Source organism: Staphylococcus cornubiensis (assembly GCF_900183575.1).
GTDB classification, from domain to species: Bacteria; Bacillota; Bacilli; order Staphylococcales; family Staphylococcaceae; genus Staphylococcus; species Staphylococcus cornubiensis.
The window spans coordinates 321,607-342,304 of the sequence record NZ_FXUZ01000001.1; the positions used below are offsets into that span (position 1 = coordinate 321,607).

Here is a 20,698-nt window from a genome sequence, read left to right on the forward strand (position 1 = left end):
TATATGAAATCAACAATCGATACACCTCTACTCTTTATCGGATATATGGGTGCAGGGAAAACAACAATTGGTCAAGCTTTAGCGGACAAGTATCAATGTTCATTTATTGATTTAGATGAATATATCGAAACCGTAACACAAAAATCCATCCCTCAGATTTTTGAAGAAGAAGGGGAAACGGGTTTTAGACAGTATGAATACCTATGTTTACAACAAGCTTTGAAAACATATGATATGATTGCGACGGGCGGTGGTATACTCACTCACGATGAAACATATCAATTTATCAAAGACACTCAAGTTAAAGCAATATGGGTAGATGCACCTATTGAATCGCTTTATGAAAGAGTAAAAGATGATACACACCGACCTAATGCGAATAAAAAAAGCTTCGAATCTTTAAAACACTTGTATTCTAAACGTATTTCAAGATATAATGAAATCGCATTCATTAAGATTTCATCTGCAACATCATTATCAGAAACGCTTAATGAAATTAAAATTAAATTGTTTGCGAATGATCAATATTAGAGAGTATGGGTACGACTCATCACCGAAGGAGCAAGTAATTAAGAATTACGAATCTCTCAGGTAAAAGGATAATATTGTGACGCATTCCTGAAGGCAACTCAACAGGGGAGTATGAATGTACTCCTCTGTTTTTTATTACACATTAGGAGGGGACTACATGTCAGAAGAACTAAAGAAAACGCCACTCTATCAGCATTATGTTGATGCAGGGGCTAAAATTGTTGAATTTGGTGGTTGGGCTATGCCGGTTCAATTCTCAAGTATTAAAGAAGAGCACAACGCTGTACGTACGAATGTGGGCTTATTCGATGTGAGTCACATGGGTGAAATTAGTATTGAAGGTCCAGATGCAGTACAACTCGTACAATATGTACTTTCTAACGATACGAACCAACTGACATTATCAAAAGCGCAATATACAGCGTTATGTAATGAAAATGGCGGTGTTATTGATGATTTAGTGATTTATCAACTTAGCGACACGCATTATTTATTAGTCGTCAATGCGGCCAACGTCGAAAAAGATTACAAATGGATAGTTCAGCATAGTGATCGTTTTGACGTTACGGTTAACAACGTATCTGATCAATATGGTCAACTGGCATTACAAGGTCCAAATGCAAGACAAATCATTCAAGACAATGTTTCTGAAGATGTCAGTGAAATGGGTATGTTTGAATTTAAACAAAATGTCGAAATTTTCGGTAAAACAGTCATCCTCTCACAATCTGGTTATACCGGTGAAGATGGATTTGAAATTTATTGTGATAGCGAAGATGTTGTTACAATTTGGGAAGCACTCTTATCAAAAGATGTGACACCATGTGGTTTAGGTGCCCGTGACACATTACGTTTAGAAGCGGGATTACCACTTCATGGTCAAGACTTATCTGAATCAATCACACCATATGAGGGCGGCATCGCTTTTGCTGCTAAACCATTAATCGAAGAAGATTTCATCGGTAAAGCTGTACTTAAATCACAAAAAGAAAACGGCGCACCAAGACGTACAGTTGGTCTTCGCATGATTGATAAAGGCATTCCTAGAACCGGATACAAAATTTATGATTTAGATGGCCAAGAAATTGGTGAAGTCACTTCAGGTACACAATCACCATCAACTGGTTATTCAATCGGTATGGGTATCATTCAACGTGATGCATTTGAAATGGGTAAAGAAGTTGTAGTACAAGTCAGAAAACGTCAAGTTAAAGCACAAATTGTTAAGAAGAATCAAATCGAAAAATAGGGAGTGAATACAGTGAGTCATCGTTATATTCCATTAACTGAAAAAGACGAGCAAGAAATGTTAGAGACGATTGGTGTCAAGTCCATTCAAGAACTGTACAGTGATGTTCCTGAAGATGTTTTATTAAATAGAGATTTAAACATTGCAGATGCAGAACCAGAAACGCAATTATTAAAGCGTTTAAATCGTATCGCAAATAAAAATGTAACTAAAGAAACACACACATCATTTTTAGGTGCTGGAGTTTATGATCATTATGCACCTGCTGTGGTGGATGCTATGATTTCTAGATCTGAATTCTACACTGCATATACACCTTATCAACCTGAAATTTCACAAGGGGAATTACAAGCCATTTTTGAATTCCAAACGATGATTTGTGAGCTCACGGCTATGGATGTTGCTAACTCATCAATGTACGACGGTATGACAAGTTTTGCTGAGGCATGTTTATTAGCATGGGGTAAAACGAAAAAAAATAAAATTGTCGTATCAAAAGGTCTACATTACCAGGCATTACAAGTGTTAGACACATATTCAAAAATCCGCGAGCAGTATGAAGTTGTCGAAGTTGATTTAGACGGTACGGTAACAGACTTGAAAAAATTAGAAGCTGCTATTGATGATGATACAGCTGCAGTTGCAGTTCAATATCCAAACTTCTATGGTTCTATTGAAGATTTAGAAGCGATTCAAGCAATGATTGCTGACAAGAAAGCCCTCTTTATCGTTTATGCGAATCCATTATCATTAGGATTATTAACGCCACCAGGTGAATTTGGTGCAGATATTGTTGTCGGTGATACACAAGTGTTTGGTATTCCTACACAATTCGGTGGGCCACACTGTGGTTATTTTGCAACAACGAAAAAATTAATGCGTAAAATTCCTGGCCGTCTTGTAGGTCAAACAACAGATGATGAAGGTAACCGCGGCTTTGTATTAACTTTACAAGCACGTGAACAACATATTCGTCGTGAAACAGCGACGTCAAACATTTGTTCAAACCAAGCATTAAATGCGCTTGCATCATCTATTGCGATGTCTGCATTAGGTAAAGAAGGTATTCAAGAGATTGCGATTCAAAACATCGAAAATGCAAACTATGCGAAAGAACTATTTAAAAATAACGGCTTTACAGTTTTAGATGGCGTATCTTACAACGAATTTGTCGTACGTTTTGATCGTCCGATTGCTGAAGTGAACCGTCAACTTCTTGATGAAGGTTTTATTGGTGGTTTCGACTTAAGCACTGTAGATGACACATTTAACAATCATATGCTGGTCGCAGTAACGGAATTAAGAACGAAAGAAGAAATCGATACATTTGTGCAGAAAGCTGGTGAAATCAATGGTAAGTAAATCTAGTCCATTAATTTTTGAACGTTCAAGAAAAGGTCGCTTTGCTTATTCTTTACCGGAAAGAGAGATTGATAATAACGTTGCCAATCAATTACTCGATTCAAAGTTCATTCGTAAAAACAAAGCAGAATTCCCTGAAGTATCAGAACTTGATTTAATTCGTCATTATACTGAACTATCTAATAAAAACTTTGGTGTAGACTCAGGATTTTATCCGTTAGGTTCATGTACGATGAAGTATAATCCTAAAATCAATGAAAAAGTTGCACGTATTCCTGGATTTACTGAGGCACATCCTTTACAAGATGAAGATCAAGTACAAGGTGCGTTAGAAATTATTTATAGCTTACAAGAAGAATTAAAAGAAATTACAGGAATGGATGAGATTTCATTACAACCTGCAGCAGGTGCGCACGGTGAGTGGACAGCGCTCATGATTTTTAAAGCATACCACCTTCAAAATGGTGATACTGAAAGAGATGAAGTGATTGTACCCGACTCAGCACATGGTACGAACCCAGCCTCTGCAGCATTTGCAGGATTTAAAGCTGTGACAGTTAAATCTAATGATAAAGGTGAAGTCGACATCGATCACCTCAGAGAAGTTGTAAGTGATAAAACAGCTGCAATCATGCTAACGAACCCGAACACATTAGGTATTTTTGAAACGAATATTATGGAAATCCGCGATATCGTACACGAAGCGGGTGGCTTACTGTATTATGATGGGGCAAACCTTAATGCAATTATGGATAAAGTACGTCCTGGTGACATGGGATTCGATGCAGTTCACCTGAACTTACACAAAACATTTACAGGTCCTCATGGTGGTGGCGGCCCAGGTTCAGGTCCAATTGGTGTCAAAAAAGAGTTGCGTGATTACTTACCAAAACCACTCGTTGTGAAAAATGGTGATCGTTTTGAATATGATAATGACATTCAATACTCTATCGGGCGTGTAAAACCATTCTACGGTAACTTCGGTATTTATTTACGTGCTTATACGTATATCCGTACAATGGGTTATGAAGGATTAAAAGAAGTGTCTGAAGCGGCTGTATTAAATGCAAACTACATGAAAGCACGCTTAAAAGATACTTTCGTTATTCCATTCGATCAGTATTGTAAACACGAGTTCGTATTGAGTGGTACAAAACAGAAAAAACTTGGTGTCCGTACATTAGATATGGCTAAACGCTTATTAGACTTTGGGGTTCATCCACCAACAGTATACTTCCCGTTAATTGTCGATGAAGGTATGATGATTGAACCAACAGAAACAGAATCTAAAGAAACATTAGATTATTTCTGTGATGCTTTAATCCAAATTGCGAAAGAAGCAGAAGAAGATCCTGATAAAGTATTAGAAGCACCACATACAACTATTATTGATCGTTTGGATGAAACGACAGCTGCTCGTAAGCCTATTTTAAAATTTGAAAACTTAAAAGAGGAAAAATAAATTCAATTGAACAATTATAAGTGAGGTGGCATCTGTCATCTCACTTTTTATTATGTTTAGACTGTCATGTGGACTAATTTAAAAAAGTGCTAAATATAGCAAGAGGGAACATTTGTTCGTTGATAGAGGGCGAGACTGTAGTGATAAGCGCTTTAAACTGTAGTTATGCTCATAAAAAAGAGCTAGGTCGTCCATATTGACATTGGATCCACTAGCTCTTCTCACTATTTCTTAGACTTAATCTTACCAGTCCATTTTTTGTAGCCGCCTTTTAACATATATAGGTTTGTATAACCTTTTTTCTTAAGTGTCCGTGCAGCTCGATAACTCGCGATACCATTTGCATCAACAAGATATATCGGTTGATCTTTTCTTAGTCCTTGGTATCGTTGACGAAACATTGTCATAGGGATATTTCGTGCACCTATAATATGACCATAATCATAGTCTGCCTTTTCTCTAAGATCGATCACTTGTGCTTTTCTAATACCTTCTTGAAACTCTTCTTGGTTTAATTCTGTCACTGATCTTTTATTGATGATAAAGTTGGATACCATCCAAATGATGACCAAAGCTAACACAATTAAAACGATTAATGTCATGTTACTCATCTTGCATCCTCCCTAAAATACCGATATTATTATTATAAGACTGATAGACTAATTTATCAAAATTTTTATGTGTGACATATGTTGGCAATTTTATATATTTTGAAACATAACATATGCCCGATGATATTTCATAGGGAGGCTTTAAAGCAAATGACAGAAACTTGGCATTTTATAAATACAGGAAGTCATGATCCATACTACAATATGGCTTTAGATGAAGCATTATTAAACTTTGTATCAAGAGGAGAAATTGATCCCGTCGTTCGGTTTTATACTTGGGATCCACCCACATTATCGATAGGTTATTTTCAACGACTCTCCAAAGAAATTGATATTGAAAAGGTTAAAGAAAAGGGTTACGGCTTAGTGAGACGCCAAACCGGGGGACGAGGTGTCTTACATGATAAGGAATTAACTTATAGTGTCATCGTTCCAGAATCACACCCAGATATGCCTCAAACAGTAACTGAAGCTTATCGTGTAATTTCAGGCGGATTATTAGAGGGTTTTAAATCATTAGGGTTTGATGCATATTTTGCTGTTCCACGTTCAAAAGAAGAAAGAGAAAAACTTAAACAACCAAGAAGTTCTGTTTGTTTTGATGCACCGAGTTGGTATGAACTTGTAGTTGAAGGTAAAAAAATTGCTGGAAGTGCACAAACAAGACAAAAAGGCGTTATCTTACAGCACGGCTCTATTCTTCAAGACGTGGATATTGATGATTTGTTCGATATGTTTATTTTCAAAAATGACAGATTGAAAGCTAAAATGAAAGAGGCATTTGTCGAAAAGGCAGTTGCGATTAACGATTTAACGGATGAAACAGTCACATTAGAGCAAATGGAAGTCGCATTTAAAGAAGGTTTCAAAAAAGCACTGGATATTGATTTTAAACCATTAGAATTAACAGCAGCGCAACAAGAAGAAGTGAAAACATTAGAAGAAAAATATCGTTCAGAGGCATTTTTATATCGTAAATAATGTCGCGCTTTAACACGTAATTTAACAAGGAGAATGGGGCATCAAAATTTTGATGCCCCATTCTCCTCAAATTTTGCCGTTTTAATTGATATTATCTACGGCTTTTAAATTTGTTTTTCCAAACGCGCTTTTTATAATCTCTTTGATCTGGCGTTAAAAAGAAAAAGAAATAAACTAAGTAGATAATGCCAACAATAACAGCTACTGTAATGATAGATCTAAAAATGCTAAAAAGTACGACATCTAAATTAAAAATTAATCCAATCAGTGCAACGATAAGTATCACACCGAATATGATTTTTTGGAAAGTTGTCATTTAAATTACTCCTCTTTATCTTGTTCTGCTTTTGTAGTTTTGACATTGATGTTCGAAAGGCTCTGACGTCCTTTTTGAATTTCTGCTTTGTCTTTGGCTTTATATCCCTTTTGAATTTTTGTTAAAGCACTTTTAATTTCTTTTTGTAGTTTCTTAATGTCTTTATCTTGTATTTTGACATCTTTATCTTTTTTGATAATCGTTTCACCTTCAGTGGCGTCTTTATAGCTTTCTATGGCAGTTTCATGATCCGCTATAATTTGCTCTAATTGATCCGTTACTTTTTCATCTCTTTTATTCTCTAACACTTTTGAATCAATTTGTTGGTAAGCATTAATCGCTTTTGTTACAGAGGCATAGTATTGCGAAGAAAATTCAAGATAGTCCGCTTTTTTCTGATTAGATTTTGCTTGTTTTGTATTTTCTGAGTCCTTTTTCAATGCGTCCACTTGTTTTTGCTTTTTCGCGTTTTCATTTTCGAGTTGTTGGTTCTCTAATTTAATTTCATGATTTTTATCACTCAAATCCGTACTTTTCTCCTCTAAAGGCAACAGGTTTTGACTTCCACAGGCTGACAATAAAAATGCAACACTTATACTCGCGCAGATTCTCTTTTTCATAATAAACTCCTAAACACTCAATTGTTTTTCACTACATATGACTACATTTTAAGGTATCATGTAATTAAGTACAAATATAAGGAGGAAATTTTAAATGAAAAATAGACTTCATAAGATAAGAACTTTATTACAGGACAAACATCTGGACGGCTTAGTTGTATTATCTGACTTTAACCGCCGCTATTTATCAGGGTTTACTGGTACAAGTGGGGCGCTAATTTTAACAATGGATAAAGCATTACTGATCACTGATTTTCGTTATACTGACCAAGCTAAGCAACAAGCAACTGAATTTGAGGTCATTTTACAACAAGGTGATTTATATGCAACGTTAACAGAACAATTTAAAACTTTAAACTTGCAAGATATCGGTTTTGAAGGTCACCTCGTCCCTTATGATTCATTTTTAAAGCTCAACCACGGCCGTCACGATTTGATTTCTATAGGTGGCGCAATTGAAACGATTCGCCAAACGAAAGACGAAAATGAAATCAAGGCCATTCAAAAAGCCGCAGAAATCGTTGACAAAGCTTATGAATATATTTTGACTGTCGTTAAACCTGGAATGACCGAAAAAGAAGTTAAAGCGCATTTAGAGAGTAAAATGTTGCATTTAGGTGCTGATGACACGTCATTTGATACCATTGTCGCTTCTGGTGTGCGTGGTGCAATGCCACATGGTGTTGCTTCTGACAAAGTGATTCAGTCAGGAGAAATGGTAACACTAGATTTCGGTGCATACTACAATGGCTATTGTTCAGATATCACGCGTACTTTTGCTGTCGGTCAACCTTCTGAAGAAATGGTTAAAATTTATAATATCGTTTTAAAAAGTCAAGAAGCAGCGATTGCAGCCATTCGTCCAGGTATGACAGGAAAAGAAATGGATACGATTGCTCGTGATATTATTACTGAAGCAGGTTATGGTAAACATTTTGGTCATTCATTAGGTCATGGTATTGGTCTAGACATTCACGAACAACCAGCACTATCTCAAAAATCAGAGACAGTCTTAGAAAAAAATCATTGCGTCACAGTTGAACCTGGCATTTATGTTGAAGGATTGGGTGGCGTACGTATAGAAGATGACATTTTAATTACAGAAAATGGCGGCCAACGCTTTACTAATTGTTCAAAAGACCTTATTATTTTAGAAGAAGAGTGATTCTGAGGAGGAAACTGAATGATTTCTGTAAATGATTTTAAAACAGGCTTAACGATTTCTGTCGATAACGGAATCTGGAAAGTTTTAGAATTCCAACATGTTAAACCTGGTAAAGGGTCTGCATTTGTAAGATCAAAATTACGTAATTTAAGAACAGGCGCTATCCAAGAGAAAACTTTCCGTGCAGGTGAAAAAGTTGAACCTGCGATGATTGAAAATCGCCGCATGCAATATTTATATGCAGATGGTGATAATCATGTGTTCATGGATAACGAAACTTTCGAACAAACAGAACTAAGTACAGATTACTTAGAATATGAATTGAAGTTTTTAAAAGCGAACATGGATGTACATATCCAAACTTATCAAGGTGAAACAATTGGTGTAGAATTACCAAAAACAGTTGAACTTGAAGTGACTGAAACTGAACCTGGTATTAAAGGCGACACAGCAACAGGTGCTACAAAATCAGCAACAGTTGAAACAGGTTACACACTTAATGTGCCGTTATTCGTCAATGAAGGCGATGTGTTAGTCATTAATACTGCTGATGGTAGTTACGTTTCACGTGCTTAATGACAACAGTTTAAGGTACATCAGAATAACCTATGCTGTTCCATGTATGACATGAAAACAAAATTAAGGGACTAATGAGACGCAACAATGTCTTGTTAGTCCTTATTTTTTCGTTAACGCTAACAATCTAAGCCGATGTAAACCAACAAGCTTTATACAATCGATAAATTCATCAAAATGTATAAGAAAAAGCTGAAACAAAGTGATGAAAATGAAAACAAATGATAGGTGTTTAACTACATTAAAACTTACAACAATGCTTTAGATATTGTGTATTTTCTTGAATTGCCCAATACACTCAAGTAAAATAGTAAGGTAGAAATAATCAATCATAAGGGAGTAACCAAAATGAATTTTAAAGAGATTAAAGAATTAATTGATATTCTAGACAATTCTAACCTTACTGAAATCAACATTGAAGATAAAGGAACGACAATCAATTTAAAGAAAGAAAAGGAAATTGTGACGCAACAAATTTCAGCACCGCAACAAGTCGTTGCACCCACTGTAGCGGCTGAACCAACTCAAGCAACTGCTGCATCAGTAGACGCGCCACCAGTAGAGGCTGATGCATCACTTAAAACGATTACTGCGCCAATGGTAGGTACTTTTTATAAATCACCATCTCCTGAAGAAAGCGCGTATGTTCAAGTAGGCGATCAAGTGACAGCTGATACGACAGTTTGTATTTTAGAAGCAATGAAATTATTTAATGAGATTCAGGCTGAAGTTGCAGGTGAAATCGTTGAAATTTTAGTTGAAGATGGACAAATGGTTGAGTATGGCCAAGCTTTATTCAAGGTGAAATAATATGAAAAAGATATTAATTGCAAACCGTGGCGAGATTGCAGTGCGTATTATTCGCGCATGTCACGAATTAGGCATCCAAACTGTAGCGATTTATTCTGAAGGCGATAAAGATGCTTTACATACTCAATTAGCCGATGAAGCCTACTGTGTGGGACCTAAGCAATCAAAAGATTCATATTTAAATATACCGAACATTTTATCTATCGCCACTTCTACAGGTTGTGACGGTATTCACCCTGGCTATGGATTTTTAGCTGAGAATGGTGATTTTGCTGAATTGTGCGAAGCTGTTCAACTTAAATTCATTGGGCCAAGCTATGAATCTATTCAAAAAATGGGTATAAAAGATATTGCGAAAGAAGAAATGAAACGTGCAAATGTCCCAGTTGTTCCAGGTAGCGAGGGACTTGTGAACACGATTGAAGATGCCATCCAAACTGCTAACTCTATTGGTTACCCTGTTATTATAAAAGCAACTGCTGGCGGTGGCGGAAAAGGGATTCGTATTGCACGAAATGAAGAAGAGTTAATTAATGGTTATAAAATGACGCAACAAGAAGCTGAAACGGCATTCGGTAATGGGGGATTATATTTAGAAAAATTTATCGAAAACTTCCGTCATATCGAAATTCAAATTCTTGGCGACGAACACGGAAATGTTATTCATCTCGGTGAACGTGATTGTACAATTCAACGACGTATGCAAAAGCTCGTTGAAGAGTCACCTTCTCCAATCCTTACTGAAGCGAAAAGAAAAGAGATGGGCGATGCGGCAGTGAGAGCAGCTAAAGCCGTCAATTATTTCAATGCTGGAACAATCGAATTTATTTATGATTTAGATGAAGATCAATTTTACTTCATGGAAATGAATACACGAATTCAAGTGGAACATCCCGTAACTGAGATGGTGACGGGCGTCGACCTTGTGAAACAGCAAATCAAAGTGGCTATGGGCGAAAAGTTACCATATACACAAGAAGATATTCAGATTCAAGGTCATGCGATAGAGTTTCGTATCAACGCTGAAAACCCTTATAAAAACTTCATGCCTTCTCCTGGTAAAATTGACCAATATTTAACACCTGGAGGCTTTGGAGTACGTATTGATTCAGCATGTTATACGAACTATGTCATTCCACCATATTATGATTCAATGGTTGCAAAATTAATTGTTCATCAACCGACTAGGGAAGAAGCAATCATGTCCGGTTTACGTGCACTCAATGAATTTGTTGTGCTCGGTATTGACACTACAATTCCTTTCCATATTCGTTTATTACATCATCCTGTCTTCAATAAAGGTTTCTTTAGCACCAAGTTTTTAGAGATTTACGATATTATGAATGAAGAAAATTAAATTGAATGGGGGCAACTTATATGGCAAAGCCGATTGAACATTTCAACCCTAATCTCGGAACTGTGGAAATCGAACCTGAAGTCATTTCTGTTATCGCAAGCATAGCGGTATCAGAAGTGAAAGGGGTCGAAGGGGCTTTTCCAGATTTAAAAAATTCAACTTTAGAACGCTTTGGTCGTAAAAACTTGAGTAAAGGCGTTAAAATTACAACGAAAGACAACGAAATTACAATCGATGTCTATTGTTCTTTAAGCTATGGCGTTAAAGTTTCTGAAACAGCGTCAAAAGTTCAAGAATCCATTCATAGTGCATTACGTACAATGACTGCACTCACACCTCAACAAATCAATGTGCATATTACACATATAGAAATGGCAAAAAATAATCGTGATTAACATATGAACGGAGAATTAAAATGAGTAGAAAACAAGCAAGAAGTCAAGCCTTTCAAACATTATTCCAACTAGAAATGAAAAATACGGAGCTAACGATTGATGAAGCGATTAGTTTTATTAAGGAAGACTATCCTGATTTAGATTTTGACTTCATTAAATGGCTTGTTTCTGGTGTCAAGGATCATCAACAGGTATTAGACGAAAAAATTAGTCCCCATTTGAATGGCTGGACAATTGCACGTTTGTTGAAAACTGACCGTATTATTTTACGTATGGCCACTTTCGAAATCGAACATAGTGAAACACCAGAAAAGGTTATTATTAATGAGGCAGTAGAGCTAGCAAAACAATTTAGTGATGATGATCATTATAAATTCATCAACGGTGTATTAAGTCACATTAAAAGAAATTGAGTGATGGCATGGAAAAATATTTAACAATCTCTGCATTAACTAAATATATAAAATATAAATTTGATCAAGACCCACATCTTCAAAGCGTTTATATTAAGGGCGAGTTATCTAATTTTAAACGTCACAGTAGTGGTCACTTATACTTTGCTGTTAAAGATGAAAATAGTGTGATCGCAGCAATGATGTTTAAAGCTCAAGCAAACCAACTTGACTTCGATCCAAAAGAAGGCGATCAAGTTCTTATTGAAGCACGCGTGTCTGTCTATGAACGTCGTGGTAGCTATCAAATTTATGTTAACCATATGCAACTGGATGGTGTAGGGAATCTTTATCAAAAATTTGAGCAGTTAAAAATTAAATTAACAAAAGAAGGTTACTTTGACCCTGCTCATAAAAAACCTATTCCGAAGTATCCTCAAAAAATTGCGATACTCACGGCGAGCACAGGGGCAGCCATTCGAGATATTCAAAATACTTTAAACAGTCGTTATCCATTAGCTGAACAGATTAAGATGAGTACGCTCGTCCAAGGGTCACAAGCAAAAGATGACATTATCGAAAAACTAAAAGCTGCGGATCAACTCGGTGTAGATGTCATTATTCTAGGTCGTGGTGGCGGCTCTATTGAAGACTTGTGGAATTTCAATGAGGAAGATGTTGTTAAAGCTATTTTTTCTTGTCAAACACCTGTCATATCTGCAGTCGGTCACGAAACGGATACTACGTTAAGTGACTTTGTTGCTGATTTACGTGCCGCAACACCAACCCAAGCAGCGATGTTAGCGACACCAGATCAACAAGAACTTAAACAAGTGCTACATAAAACTAGAGCTTACTTGAATCGCCATATTAAACAACATTTAAGACATACTGCGCAACAATTACACCAGTTGCAGTCTTACTATAAGTTCAAACAACCTGGCTTATTATATGAACAACAAACACAAAAGCGTGATGAACTAGATCGTGCCCTTCATCAATCGATGCAATTCCGACTACAAAATGAACAACAAAGGTTAGTGTTGTTGCAGCAACGGATACGCATTAAATATTTTTATGATAATGTTCAACGTCAAAAGCAAGCGTCAATGGATTTAGCATCCCAATTAGACAAACAAATTCAGCGCATTATCAACTCGAAAAAACAATTATTCCAACATCAACTATTGTCACTTGATAATTTGAGTCCTACAAAAACAATGTTGAGAGGTTATTCGATTGTTAAAAAAGAGAATGAAGTCATTACGAGTAGTCATGATGTACATGAAGGCGATCAAATCGAAGTGACAATGAAAGATGGCGCTTTAGATGCAAGAATTGAAAAGGTGAGGTGGCAAAATGACGACCGAGAATAAATCTTTTGAAGAAATGATGAAAGAACTAGAAACCATTGTGAATCAGTTAGATAATGATACGATATCGTTAGAGAAATCTTTAGAATTGTATCAGCAAGGCATTGCACTTTCTAAATCGTGTGAAAAAACATTGAGCGATGCCGAGAAAAAAGTATCTGAATTAATGGATAAAGAGGCAGATGAAAGTGATGAATCAAAGTCTGAATAAGTTATTAGAACAGTTTAATGCGCACTTGAATGATGCAATTGAAGATACACCACTTGGCACGTCACTTGAAGAAAGCATGCGCTATTCACTTGAAGCCGGTGGAAAAAGAATCCGACCATTACTCATGTTGGCTACGATTAAAATGTTAGATCACCGCCAACTTGAGAGTGGTTTGAATGTTGCTTTAGCACTCGAAATGATTCATACATATTCATTGATTCATGACGACTTGCCAGCAATGGATGACGATGATTTACGACGAGGCAAACCAACGAATCATACAGTTTATGGTGAATGGCTTGCGATATTAGCTGGTGACGCATTGCTGACAAAAGCGTTCGAAAAGATTGCACTAACGCCAAATTTAGAGGCTGATATAAAAGTCGCACTCATCCAGAAATTAAGTCAAGCAAGTGGGCATCAAGGTATGGTGGGTGGTCAAACGTTAGATATGCAAAGTGAACATCAACAAGTACCACTTGAAAAACTGGAAAGCATTCACATGCATAAGACAGGTGCTCTGATTCAATTCGCGATTGAAGCCGCAACAATCATCACTTCAATTGAGCAGTCGACTGCACAACAATTGATTCAGTTTTCCCAACATTTAGGCGTCATTTTCCAAATCAAAGATGACTTATTAGATGTATATGGGGATGAAGAGAAACTGGGTAAACCTGTAGGCAGTGATGAATCTAACCATAAAAGCACGTACGTCACGCTTTTAGGTGAAAATGGTGCTGAACAGGAACTTCAAACGCACATCCAAAAAGCAGAAGCCATTTTAACGACTTTATCAACTGAATTTGATACAACGGATTTAAAACATTTATTAACACTTTTTTATCAACGTCAAAATTAGGTTCTGTCTATCTATGTTACGGTTGAAGTGTTATAATCAGTACGATAGAAAAAAATAAGGGTGATTTCAATGGACGTAAGAAATATACAGGATCCTTCATTCTTAAAAAGTCTTTCTGTAAACGAGCTTGAAGCATTGAGTCACGATGTCAGACAGTTCTTAATTCAAACATGTGCTGTGACGGGGGGCCATATCGGTGCTAATTTAGGGGTTGTTGAACTAACAATCGCACTACATAAGCATTTCAATAGTCCAGAAGATAAAATTATCTGGGATGTCGGTCATCAAAGTTACATTCACAAAATTTTAACAGGTCGCGGTCACCAGTTTGAAACATTAAGACAATATAGAGGGTTATGTGGATTTCCAAAATTAAAAGAGTCTGAGCATGATGTGTGGGAAGCTGGGCATAGTTCTACCTCATTATCAGCTGCTATGGGCATGGCAAAAGCACGAGATATTTTAGGCAAAAAGAATCATATCGTACCCGTCATTGGTGATGGCGCATTGACTGGTGGTATGGCACTGGAAGCTTTAAATAATATCGGTCATGACCGTACAAATATGACAATTATTTTGAACGACAACGAAATGAGTATTGCACCTAACGTTGGCGCAATGCATAATATGCTAGGTCGTATTCGAATGAATCAAGGGTATAACCGACTTAAGTTTGATGCTGAATCTATTTTGAGTCGTTTACCGGGGGGCAGTCGATTACGTGAATCTGCTGATCGTATTAAAGACAGCTTAAAATATTTAGTTGTAGATGGCGCATTTTTTGAAGAGCTTGGCATTCGCTATATCGGTCCTGTCGATGGCCATAATTTTGAAGAATTAGAAAACGCATTGACTGCTGCCGATTCAATTAATAAGCCCGTACTCATTCATGTTGTAACGAAAAAGGGTAAAGGTTACCATCCGGCTGAAAATGATAAAATTGGCACTTGGCATGGATTAGGACCTTATAAATTAGAAACAGGTGAACAGATTAAAGGTAAAGCTGTAGGACCGTCTTGGAGTCAGCTCATGAGCGACGAGATTCTTTCATATGCAAAGAAAGATCGTCGTGTTGTTGCGATTACACCAGCAATGCCTGTAGGTTCTAAACTCACAAAGTTCCAAGCTGAGTTGCCAGAACAATTTTTCGATGTCGGTATTGCTGAACAACACGCCGTAACGATGGCTGCTGGTCTAGCTCTAGAAGGTATGAAACCATATGTTGCGATTTACTCTACTTTCTTACAACGTGCATATGATCAAGTGTTACATGATGTCGATCGTCAAAACCTAAATGTTATTTTTGGTGTAGACCGCTCTGGGCTTGTCGGTGCAGATGGCGAAACGCACCAAGGTGTCTTTGATGTTGGCTTCTTAACACAATTTCCAAATATGATTGTGATGATGCCTAAAGATGAAAATGAAGCGAAAGACCTCGTTTATACCGCAATGCATCACGAACAAGGCCCAATCGCTATTCGCTATCCTCGTGGGAATGGTTTAGGCGTTGAAATTACGGAAAAACGTCAACATTTACCTATTGGCACGTGGGAAAACTTAACAGAAGGTCAAGATGTTGCGCTTATTAGTTACGGTCCAACGTTAACGACTTTAGTTGAAGTAGCCAAAACTTTAGCTAAACAAGGTATTCATGCACGTGTGATTAATGCACGGTATATCAAACCGATGGACACAGCTGTATTAGATGACTTAGGTGCGCAAAACATCGCGGTTGTTACAGTAGAGGAAAGCATGTTAAATGGTGGATTAGGTAGTCAAATTGCCAATTACTTCACTGATCATGGTTATACGAATCGCATTAAACGTCTCGGTATTGATGACGAGTATATTGAACACGGCGATGTAGATCAGATTTTAGAAGATTTAGGATTAACTCACGATCCACTCGTTCATACAATTCAACAATTTTTAAAATAACATTCAAACACGAGTAATGCATTTAGTTGCTCGTGTTTTTATTTTTGAGTCGCGTATATCGCCCAATTTTTTCAGTTCGTGACTATTTTCAATCAATGTTTATAGAAAAGTTGATGGTCATATACATTTTTCGTATATATTGACGTAAATGTATAGCAGTTTTTAAATATGACGTGTAAATCGTGATATCAATAGTTTCTAATCGTTTCTTCCATCGCTTAAGTAGGTAAATCATTACCGAGTGTGGTAAAATCATTGTATAAATATTCGTTACGAGGTGTCTATTATGCCTAAAAAATCTGTAAGACATATAAAAATTAGAGAAATCATTTCAAATGAACAAATCGAAACGCAAGACGAGCTAGTGAAACGCTTAAATGATTACGACATGAACGTCACACAAGCAACAGTGTCACGTGACATTAAAGAACTTCAATTGATTAAAGTCCCTGCGCCAAGTGGACAATACATTTATAGTTTGCCAAATGACCGTCGTTATCATCCTCTTGAAAAATTAGGACGTTATCTGATGGATTCTTTTGTAAAAATTGATAGCGCGAATAATTTACTTGTCCTTAAAACGTTACCTGGTAATGCACAATCTATCGGTGCCATACTAGATCAAATTGATTGGGAGGAAGTATTGGGTACGATTTGTGGCGATGATACGTGCTTGATTATTTGTAGAGACAACCCTTCAGCTGACGAAATTAAGGAAAGAATTTTCAATATGTTATAAGGATGATGTTAGATGTTAGAAAGCCTCTCCATTAAACAATTTGCTATTATTGACACATTAGATATTCAATTTTCTGATGGGCTTACGGTTCTCAGTGGTGAAACAGGTGCAGGTAAATCGATTATTATTGATGCCATTGGACAACTCATTGGTATGCGGGCTTCATCTGAATTTGTAAGGCACGGTGAGAAAAAAGCCATTATTGAAGGTATTTTTGATATTGATGACGCTAAAGATGCCATACAGCAACTTGAAACGCTAGGTATTGATGTTACTGAAGACTTCTTAATTGTTAAAAGAGAAATTTTCAGTACCGGTAAAAGCATTTGTCGAATTAACAATCAAACTGTAACGCTACAAGATTTGAGACAAGTGATGCAAGCGTTACTCGACATTCATGGTCAACATGAAACACAATCATTATTAAAACAAAAATATCATGTTGAACTTCTTGATCGTTACGCTGATGGTGAATATATTAAAGAACTCGAACAATATGCGCATTCTTACGAGCAGCATCAAGAAAAGATAAAAGAGCTTGAAGCATTAGAATCTGCTGATCAAGCTTTATTGCAACGTCTGGATTTAATGAAGTTTCAATTTGATGAATTAAAAGAAGCACACTTAAAAGAAGGCGAAATCGAACAATTAGAAACTGATATTAAACGCATTCAAAACTCCGAAAATTTAAGTTTAGCGCTGAATGCAGCTTACCTTACCTTAACGGATGAACATGCAATTACTGATCGTCTTTATACATTAAGTACAGAATTACAAATCGTCAATCAAATATTACCTGAAAGATTTGTAAAACTGAAAGAAGAAGTTGATCAATTTTATTACACATTAGAAGATGCCAAACATCAAATCTACGAAGAAATTAATCAAACTGAATTTGATGAACAATATTTAAATGAATTAGAATCTCGTATGAATTTGTTAAATAATTTAAAACGAAAATATGGCAAAGATATTTCAGAACTCATCACGTATCAAGAAAAGATTGCTGATGAAATAAACAAAATCGAAAACTATGAAGAAAGTACATCAAAATTAAGAGAAGAAATTCAACAATTATCGCAACAAGTCCAAGAAAGCGGGCAAAAGTTGTCGAAAGCGCGTAGAATAGTAGCTAGACAGTTACGCGATCGAATAGTGAATGAAATCCAATATCTCCAAATGAAAGATGCAAACTTAGAAATTTCGTTTAAACCTTATGATATACCTCAAAAGGACGGATTAGAACGGATTGAATTTTTAATTAGTCCTAACAAAGGAGAACCATTAAAAAGTTTAAACAAAATCGCTAGTGGTGGAGAACTTTCACGTATTATGTTAGCGCTAAAAAGTATTTTTGTACGTGCCAGAGGACAAACTGCGATTTTATTTGATGAAGTAGATTCTGGTGTTTCTGGACAAGCAGCGCAAAAAATGGCCGAGAAAATGAAAGAAATTGCTTCAGTCATTCAAGTGATATGTATTTCACATTTACCACAAGTCGCGTCGATGAGTGATCATCATTTGTACATTTCAAAGCACGAAAAGGATGACCGCACAACGACAACTGTACAGGAGTTAACAGGTGATTCTCGTATAGATGAAATTGCACGTATGATTTCGGGTGCGACCGTTACAGAATTGACGAGACAAAATGCTAAAGAAATGATTGAACAAAACCAAAAGCATAAAGGATGATGAAAGTTGAATTTTAAAGAATTGCTTAAAGAACCTCAAGCTCTAAAAGGAACCATTGCGATGATTAACGCGACGGATGAACCGTTGATTAGAGTGATTATTGAAGTTTTAAAGCAAACGGATGCTGACTTCAAACTTTATAACTACCAAGATGCTGCAGAAATGATTCGCTCATTCGATTTGTCAGCCGAGTTTTTAAAACGTATCCACATTCATACGTTTGATACGCAAGAAGCTGCAATTGAAGGCTGTTTAGATGATTTGTATCATGGCAAGGCACAAATTTTGATGAAAGGTCAAATTTCAACTGCTCAAATATTATCCGCAGTATTAAAACGAAACGCGCAAGGTGCAAAACCTTTTTTAAATCATGTTGCGTTATGTGAAATTCCGTCATATCATAAACTGCTTATGATTTCAGACGTCGCGCTCAATATTGCACCTACAGAAGAAGATATGAAGGCGATGATCCAAAATATTGTTGATTTTTCAAAGCGCCTTCAATATCAACAACTTCACATTGCGTTATTGTCATCCGTTGAAAAAGTGAGTCCAAAAATACCGTCTACAGTTCAAGCGGATCACCTAAGCCAATACTATGAAGCACATCCTATCCATTCTGATGTCCATGTCGAAGGACCGTTTGCGTTAGATAATGCGATTAATAAACAAAGTGCGATACAAAAAGGGATTCATTCAAAAGTTGCTGGTGATGCAGATGTATTAATTGTGCCAGGTTTAGATGCTGGCAATGTATTGTATAAATCACTCACATATTTTGGGCAAGCTAAAGTCGCGAGCCTCATTCTTGGTGCGCGCTTCCCAATCGTCTTAACATCAAGAGCAGATAGTATTGAAAATAAAATCAACTCTATTTTAGTGGCGTTAAAAGTTGGACACTAATGTAAACAAAATAAAGTCATTCATGATTTTAATGACCACATGGACGACTTCCATTTTTGATTTGTTTTTGAAAGAAGGGATTGTATGACAACAGCACTCGTGTTGAATTTAGGTAGTACCTCTAGTAAATATGCGATTTTTGAAGATAATCAATGCGTGGCGAATCAAAATATCAACCACACAGAGACCGTTTTAAATCAGCCTCTTTTGCAGCAAGAAACGCTGAGACAGCAAATCATTGAAGCTGAAATCGAATTACAGGGCTATCAGTTGCATCAAATTGATGTTATTGCTTGTCGTGGTGGTCTACTCAAACCTTTAGAAGGGGGTACATATTCAGTCAATGAAGTAATGTATGAAGATTTAAAAAGCTTCAAATACGGGGCACATGCATCTAATTTAAGCGCGATGATTGGTTATCAGCTTGGCCAAAAATATGCAATACCCGTATTTACTACTGATCCTGTTGTAGTAGATGAATTGTTAGACGAAGTCCGTCATACAGGCATTCCTTCAATTCAGCGTCGCAGTGTTTTTCATGCATTAAATCAAAAAGCGATGGCACGTCGATATGCAACTTCTGTCAATAAGCCTTACGAAGCACTCAATGTCATTGTAATACATATGGGCGGTGGCATTAGCATTGGTGCTCATGAAAAAGGGCGTGTCATTGATGTAAACGAAGCCTTATACGGTGAGGGACCGTTTGCAATGGATCGTTCGGGGAGCATTCCAAATGATTTACTCGTCGAATATATGGAGACGCATCAAGTATCGGCTGAAGAAATGAAAGTGCAATTGAGTCGCGAGTCAGGGCTTAAAGCTTATTTCCACACGTCAGATTTAAGGACGATTATGGCAAACTACGAACAAGATGCAAAAGTTAAGCTGATTATCGACACAATGGTCATTCAAATTGCCAAAGTGATTGGAGAACGTGCTGCCATTTTAAAAGGAAATGTTGACCAAATTATTTTTACAGGTGGCATGAGTCATAGTGACAAACTCATGGAATGCATTACAAACTACGTAGAATGGATTGCACCGATTTCCGTTTTTCCTGGAGAACACGAACTCATTACACTTGCCGAACGTGCACAGTTAGCACTGAATCAGCAAATTAAAATTCAGATATATCAATAGGAGATAG

The 20,698-nt window shown here is 36.6% G+C and carries 22 protein-coding genes and 1 riboswitch; of the genes, 19 read left to right on the forward strand and 3 right to left on the reverse strand.

Annotated features, from left to right (window positions below):
- Window positions 1–3 precede the first annotated feature (3 nt).
- The 4 genes from CCE82_RS01695 (at window position 4) to gcvPB (ending at window position 4,604) form a co-directional block, all read left to right on the forward strand.
- Window positions 4–531 carry a shikimate kinase gene (locus tag CCE82_RS01695; protein WP_086427703.1) on the forward strand — a complete coding sequence of 176 codons (528 nt, stop codon included), beginning with the start codon at window positions 4–6 and terminating at the stop codon, window positions 529–531.
- Window positions 518–613: riboswitch (glycine riboswitch) on the forward strand. Its footprint overlaps the gene before it by 14 nt.
- Before the next feature lie 75 nt (window positions 614–688).
- Window positions 689–1,780, forward strand: a complete 1,092-nt coding sequence (gcvT, locus tag CCE82_RS01700) for a glycine cleavage system aminomethyltransferase GcvT (RefSeq protein ID WP_086427704.1) — start codon at window positions 689–691, stop codon at window positions 1,778–1,780.
- Window positions 1,781–1,792: 12 nt separating this feature from the next.
- Complete coding sequence (gene gcvPA, locus CCE82_RS01705; protein ID WP_086427705.1) at window positions 1,793–3,142, forward strand: aminomethyl-transferring glycine dehydrogenase subunit GcvPA; 1,350 nt, start codon at window positions 1,793–1,795, stop codon at window positions 3,140–3,142.
- Window positions 3,132–4,604 carry an aminomethyl-transferring glycine dehydrogenase subunit GcvPB gene (gene gcvPB / locus CCE82_RS01710; RefSeq protein WP_086427706.1) on the forward strand — a complete coding sequence of 491 codons (1,473 nt, stop codon included), beginning with the start codon at window positions 3,132–3,134 and terminating at the stop codon, window positions 4,602–4,604. Before gcvPA ends, gcvPB begins: the two co-directional genes overlap by 11 nt.
- Window positions 4,605–4,828: 224 nt before the next feature.
- Here gcvPB and CCE82_RS01715 read toward each other — a convergent pair whose 3' ends face one another.
- Entirely contained in the window at window positions 4,829–5,206 is a 378-nt protein-coding gene (locus tag CCE82_RS01715; RefSeq protein ID WP_420822104.1) for a rhodanese-like domain-containing protein, read from the reverse strand.
- Window positions 5,207–5,365: 159 nt separating this feature from the next.
- Here CCE82_RS01715 and CCE82_RS01720 point away from each other — a divergent pair, with 159 nt between their 5' ends.
- Entirely contained in the window at window positions 5,366–6,196 is an 831-nt protein-coding gene (locus CCE82_RS01720; protein WP_086427708.1) for a lipoate--protein ligase family protein, read from the forward strand.
- A 91-nt stretch (window positions 6,197–6,287) separates the two neighbouring features.
- Here the strand turns inward: CCE82_RS01720 and CCE82_RS01725 are convergent, their stop codons facing one another.
- A complete protein-coding gene (locus CCE82_RS01725) occupies window positions 6,288–6,512 on the reverse strand; it encodes an SA1362 family protein (RefSeq protein WP_086427709.1) in 225 nt (74 codons plus the stop codon).
- Window positions 6,513–6,517: 5 nt separating this feature from the next.
- Complete coding sequence (locus CCE82_RS01730) at window positions 6,518–7,132, reverse strand: hypothetical protein (protein WP_086427710.1); 615 nt, start codon at window positions 7,130–7,132, stop codon at window positions 6,518–6,520.
- Between the two features lie 94 nt (window positions 7,133–7,226).
- On the opposite strand from CCE82_RS01730, the gene CCE82_RS01735 reads away from it, so the two are divergent.
- The 14 genes from CCE82_RS01735 (at window position 7,227) to buk (ending at window position 20,691) form a co-directional block, all read left to right on the forward strand.
- Window positions 7,227–8,297, forward strand: a complete 1,071-nt coding sequence (locus CCE82_RS01735) for a M24 family metallopeptidase (protein WP_086427711.1) — start codon at window positions 7,227–7,229, stop codon at window positions 8,295–8,297.
- 18 nt (window positions 8,298–8,315) lie between these two features.
- Window positions 8,316–8,873 (forward strand): elongation factor P, encoded by a 558-nt coding sequence (gene efp, locus CCE82_RS01740; protein WP_086427712.1) that lies wholly within the window; start codon window positions 8,316–8,318, stop codon window positions 8,871–8,873.
- 348 nt (window positions 8,874–9,221) lie between these two features.
- Window positions 9,222–9,683, forward strand: a complete 462-nt coding sequence (gene accB, locus CCE82_RS01745) for an acetyl-CoA carboxylase biotin carboxyl carrier protein (protein WP_086427713.1) — start codon at window positions 9,222–9,224, stop codon at window positions 9,681–9,683.
- Window position 9,684: 1 nt separating this feature from the next.
- Window positions 9,685–11,040, forward strand: a complete 1,356-nt coding sequence (accC, locus tag CCE82_RS01750) for an acetyl-CoA carboxylase biotin carboxylase subunit (RefSeq protein WP_086427714.1) — start codon at window positions 9,685–9,687, stop codon at window positions 11,038–11,040.
- A gap of 20 nt (window positions 11,041–11,060) precedes the next feature.
- The gene (locus tag CCE82_RS01755; RefSeq protein WP_086427715.1) at window positions 11,061–11,435 is read left to right on the forward strand and encodes an Asp23/Gls24 family envelope stress response protein; all 375 of its coding nucleotides are present in this window, start codon (window positions 11,061–11,063) and stop codon (window positions 11,433–11,435) included.
- A gap of 20 nt (window positions 11,436–11,455) precedes the next feature.
- Window positions 11,456–11,848 (forward strand): transcription antitermination factor NusB, encoded by a 393-nt coding sequence (gene nusB, locus CCE82_RS01760; protein ID WP_086427716.1) that lies wholly within the window; start codon window positions 11,456–11,458, stop codon window positions 11,846–11,848.
- An 8-nt stretch (window positions 11,849–11,856) separates the two neighbouring features.
- On the forward strand, window positions 11,857–13,203 hold the full coding sequence (gene xseA, locus CCE82_RS01765) for an exodeoxyribonuclease VII large subunit (RefSeq protein WP_086427717.1): 1,347 nt from the start codon (window positions 11,857–11,859) through the stop codon (window positions 13,201–13,203).
- Window positions 13,187–13,411: an exodeoxyribonuclease VII small subunit gene (locus CCE82_RS01770; RefSeq protein ID WP_086427718.1), complete on the forward strand. Its 225-nt coding sequence runs from the start codon at window positions 13,187–13,189 to the stop codon at window positions 13,409–13,411. The genes xseA and CCE82_RS01770 overlap by 17 nt, the downstream gene beginning before the upstream one ends.
- Window positions 13,392–14,273: a polyprenyl synthetase family protein gene (locus tag CCE82_RS01775; protein ID WP_086427719.1), complete on the forward strand. Its 882-nt coding sequence runs from the start codon at window positions 13,392–13,394 to the stop codon at window positions 14,271–14,273. The genes CCE82_RS01770 and CCE82_RS01775 overlap by 20 nt, the downstream gene beginning before the upstream one ends.
- A gap of 69 nt (window positions 14,274–14,342) precedes the next feature.
- Window positions 14,343–16,211 (forward strand): 1-deoxy-D-xylulose-5-phosphate synthase, encoded by a 1,869-nt coding sequence (dxs, locus tag CCE82_RS01780; RefSeq protein ID WP_086427720.1) that lies wholly within the window; start codon window positions 14,343–14,345, stop codon window positions 16,209–16,211.
- Window positions 16,212–16,497: 286 nt separating this feature from the next.
- Window positions 16,498–16,950 (forward strand): transcriptional regulator AhrC/ArgR, encoded by a 453-nt coding sequence (ahrC, locus tag CCE82_RS01785; RefSeq protein WP_014613844.1) that lies wholly within the window; start codon window positions 16,498–16,500, stop codon window positions 16,948–16,950.
- A 12-nt stretch (window positions 16,951–16,962) separates the two neighbouring features.
- Entirely contained in the window at window positions 16,963–18,645 is a 1,683-nt protein-coding gene (gene recN, locus CCE82_RS01790; RefSeq protein WP_086427721.1) for a DNA repair protein RecN, read from the forward strand.
- Between the two features lie 6 nt (window positions 18,646–18,651).
- Window positions 18,652–19,548, forward strand: a complete 897-nt coding sequence (locus CCE82_RS01795) for a phosphate acyltransferase (RefSeq protein ID WP_086427722.1) — start codon at window positions 18,652–18,654, stop codon at window positions 19,546–19,548.
- 84 nt (window positions 19,549–19,632) lie between these two features.
- Window positions 19,633–20,691: a butyrate kinase gene (buk, locus tag CCE82_RS01800; protein WP_086427723.1), complete on the forward strand. Its 1,059-nt coding sequence runs from the start codon at window positions 19,633–19,635 to the stop codon at window positions 20,689–20,691.
- Window positions 20,692–20,698 lie beyond the last annotated feature (7 nt).

What these genes read in the sequence shown, in the direction of transcription:
- accC (WP_086427714.1), top strand. Translation starts at nt 9,685, where the DNA reads ATGAAAAAGATATTAATTGCAAACCGTGGCGAGATTGCAGTGCGTATT.
- CCE82_RS01725 (WP_086427709.1), bottom strand. Translation starts at nt 6,512, where the DNA reads ATGACAACTTTCCAAAAAATCATATTCGGTGTGATACTTATCGTTGCA.
- CCE82_RS01695 (WP_086427703.1), top strand. Translation starts at nt 4, where the DNA reads ATGAAATCAACAATCGATACACCTCTACTCTTTATCGGATATATGGGT.
- recN (WP_086427721.1), top strand. Translation starts at nt 16,963, where the DNA reads ATGTTAGAAAGCCTCTCCATTAAACAATTTGCTATTATTGACACATTA.
- CCE82_RS01720 (WP_086427708.1), top strand. Translation starts at nt 5,366, where the DNA reads ATGACAGAAACTTGGCATTTTATAAATACAGGAAGTCATGATCCATAC.
- ahrC (WP_014613844.1), top strand. Translation starts at nt 16,498, where the DNA reads ATGCCTAAAAAATCTGTAAGACATATAAAAATTAGAGAAATCATTTCA.
- accB (WP_086427713.1), top strand. Translation starts at nt 9,222, where the DNA reads ATGAATTTTAAAGAGATTAAAGAATTAATTGATATTCTAGACAATTCT.
- CCE82_RS01770 (WP_086427718.1), top strand. Translation starts at nt 13,187, where the DNA reads ATGACGACCGAGAATAAATCTTTTGAAGAAATGATGAAAGAACTAGAA.
- CCE82_RS01775 (WP_086427719.1), top strand. Translation starts at nt 13,392, where the DNA reads ATGAATCAAAGTCTGAATAAGTTATTAGAACAGTTTAATGCGCACTTG.
- CCE82_RS01715 (WP_420822104.1), bottom strand. Translation starts at nt 5,206, where the DNA reads ATGACATTAATCGTTTTAATTGTGTTAGCTTTGGTCATCATTTGGATG.
- CCE82_RS01730 (WP_086427710.1), bottom strand. Translation starts at nt 7,132, where the DNA reads ATGAAAAAGAGAATCTGCGCGAGTATAAGTGTTGCATTTTTATTGTCA.
- nusB (WP_086427716.1), top strand. Translation starts at nt 11,456, where the DNA reads ATGAGTAGAAAACAAGCAAGAAGTCAAGCCTTTCAAACATTATTCCAA.
- CCE82_RS01735 (WP_086427711.1), top strand. Translation starts at nt 7,227, where the DNA reads ATGAAAAATAGACTTCATAAGATAAGAACTTTATTACAGGACAAACAT.
- efp (WP_086427712.1), top strand. Translation starts at nt 8,316, where the DNA reads ATGATTTCTGTAAATGATTTTAAAACAGGCTTAACGATTTCTGTCGAT.
- dxs (WP_086427720.1), top strand. Translation starts at nt 14,343, where the DNA reads ATGGACGTAAGAAATATACAGGATCCTTCATTCTTAAAAAGTCTTTCT.
- xseA (WP_086427717.1), top strand. Translation starts at nt 11,857, where the DNA reads ATGGAAAAATATTTAACAATCTCTGCATTAACTAAATATATAAAATAT.
- CCE82_RS01755 (WP_086427715.1), top strand. Translation starts at nt 11,061, where the DNA reads ATGGCAAAGCCGATTGAACATTTCAACCCTAATCTCGGAACTGTGGAA.
- gcvT (WP_086427704.1), top strand. Translation starts at nt 689, where the DNA reads ATGTCAGAAGAACTAAAGAAAACGCCACTCTATCAGCATTATGTTGAT.
- gcvPB (WP_086427706.1), top strand. Translation starts at nt 3,132, where the DNA reads ATGGTAAGTAAATCTAGTCCATTAATTTTTGAACGTTCAAGAAAAGGT.
- buk (WP_086427723.1), top strand. Translation starts at nt 19,633, where the DNA reads ATGACAACAGCACTCGTGTTGAATTTAGGTAGTACCTCTAGTAAATAT.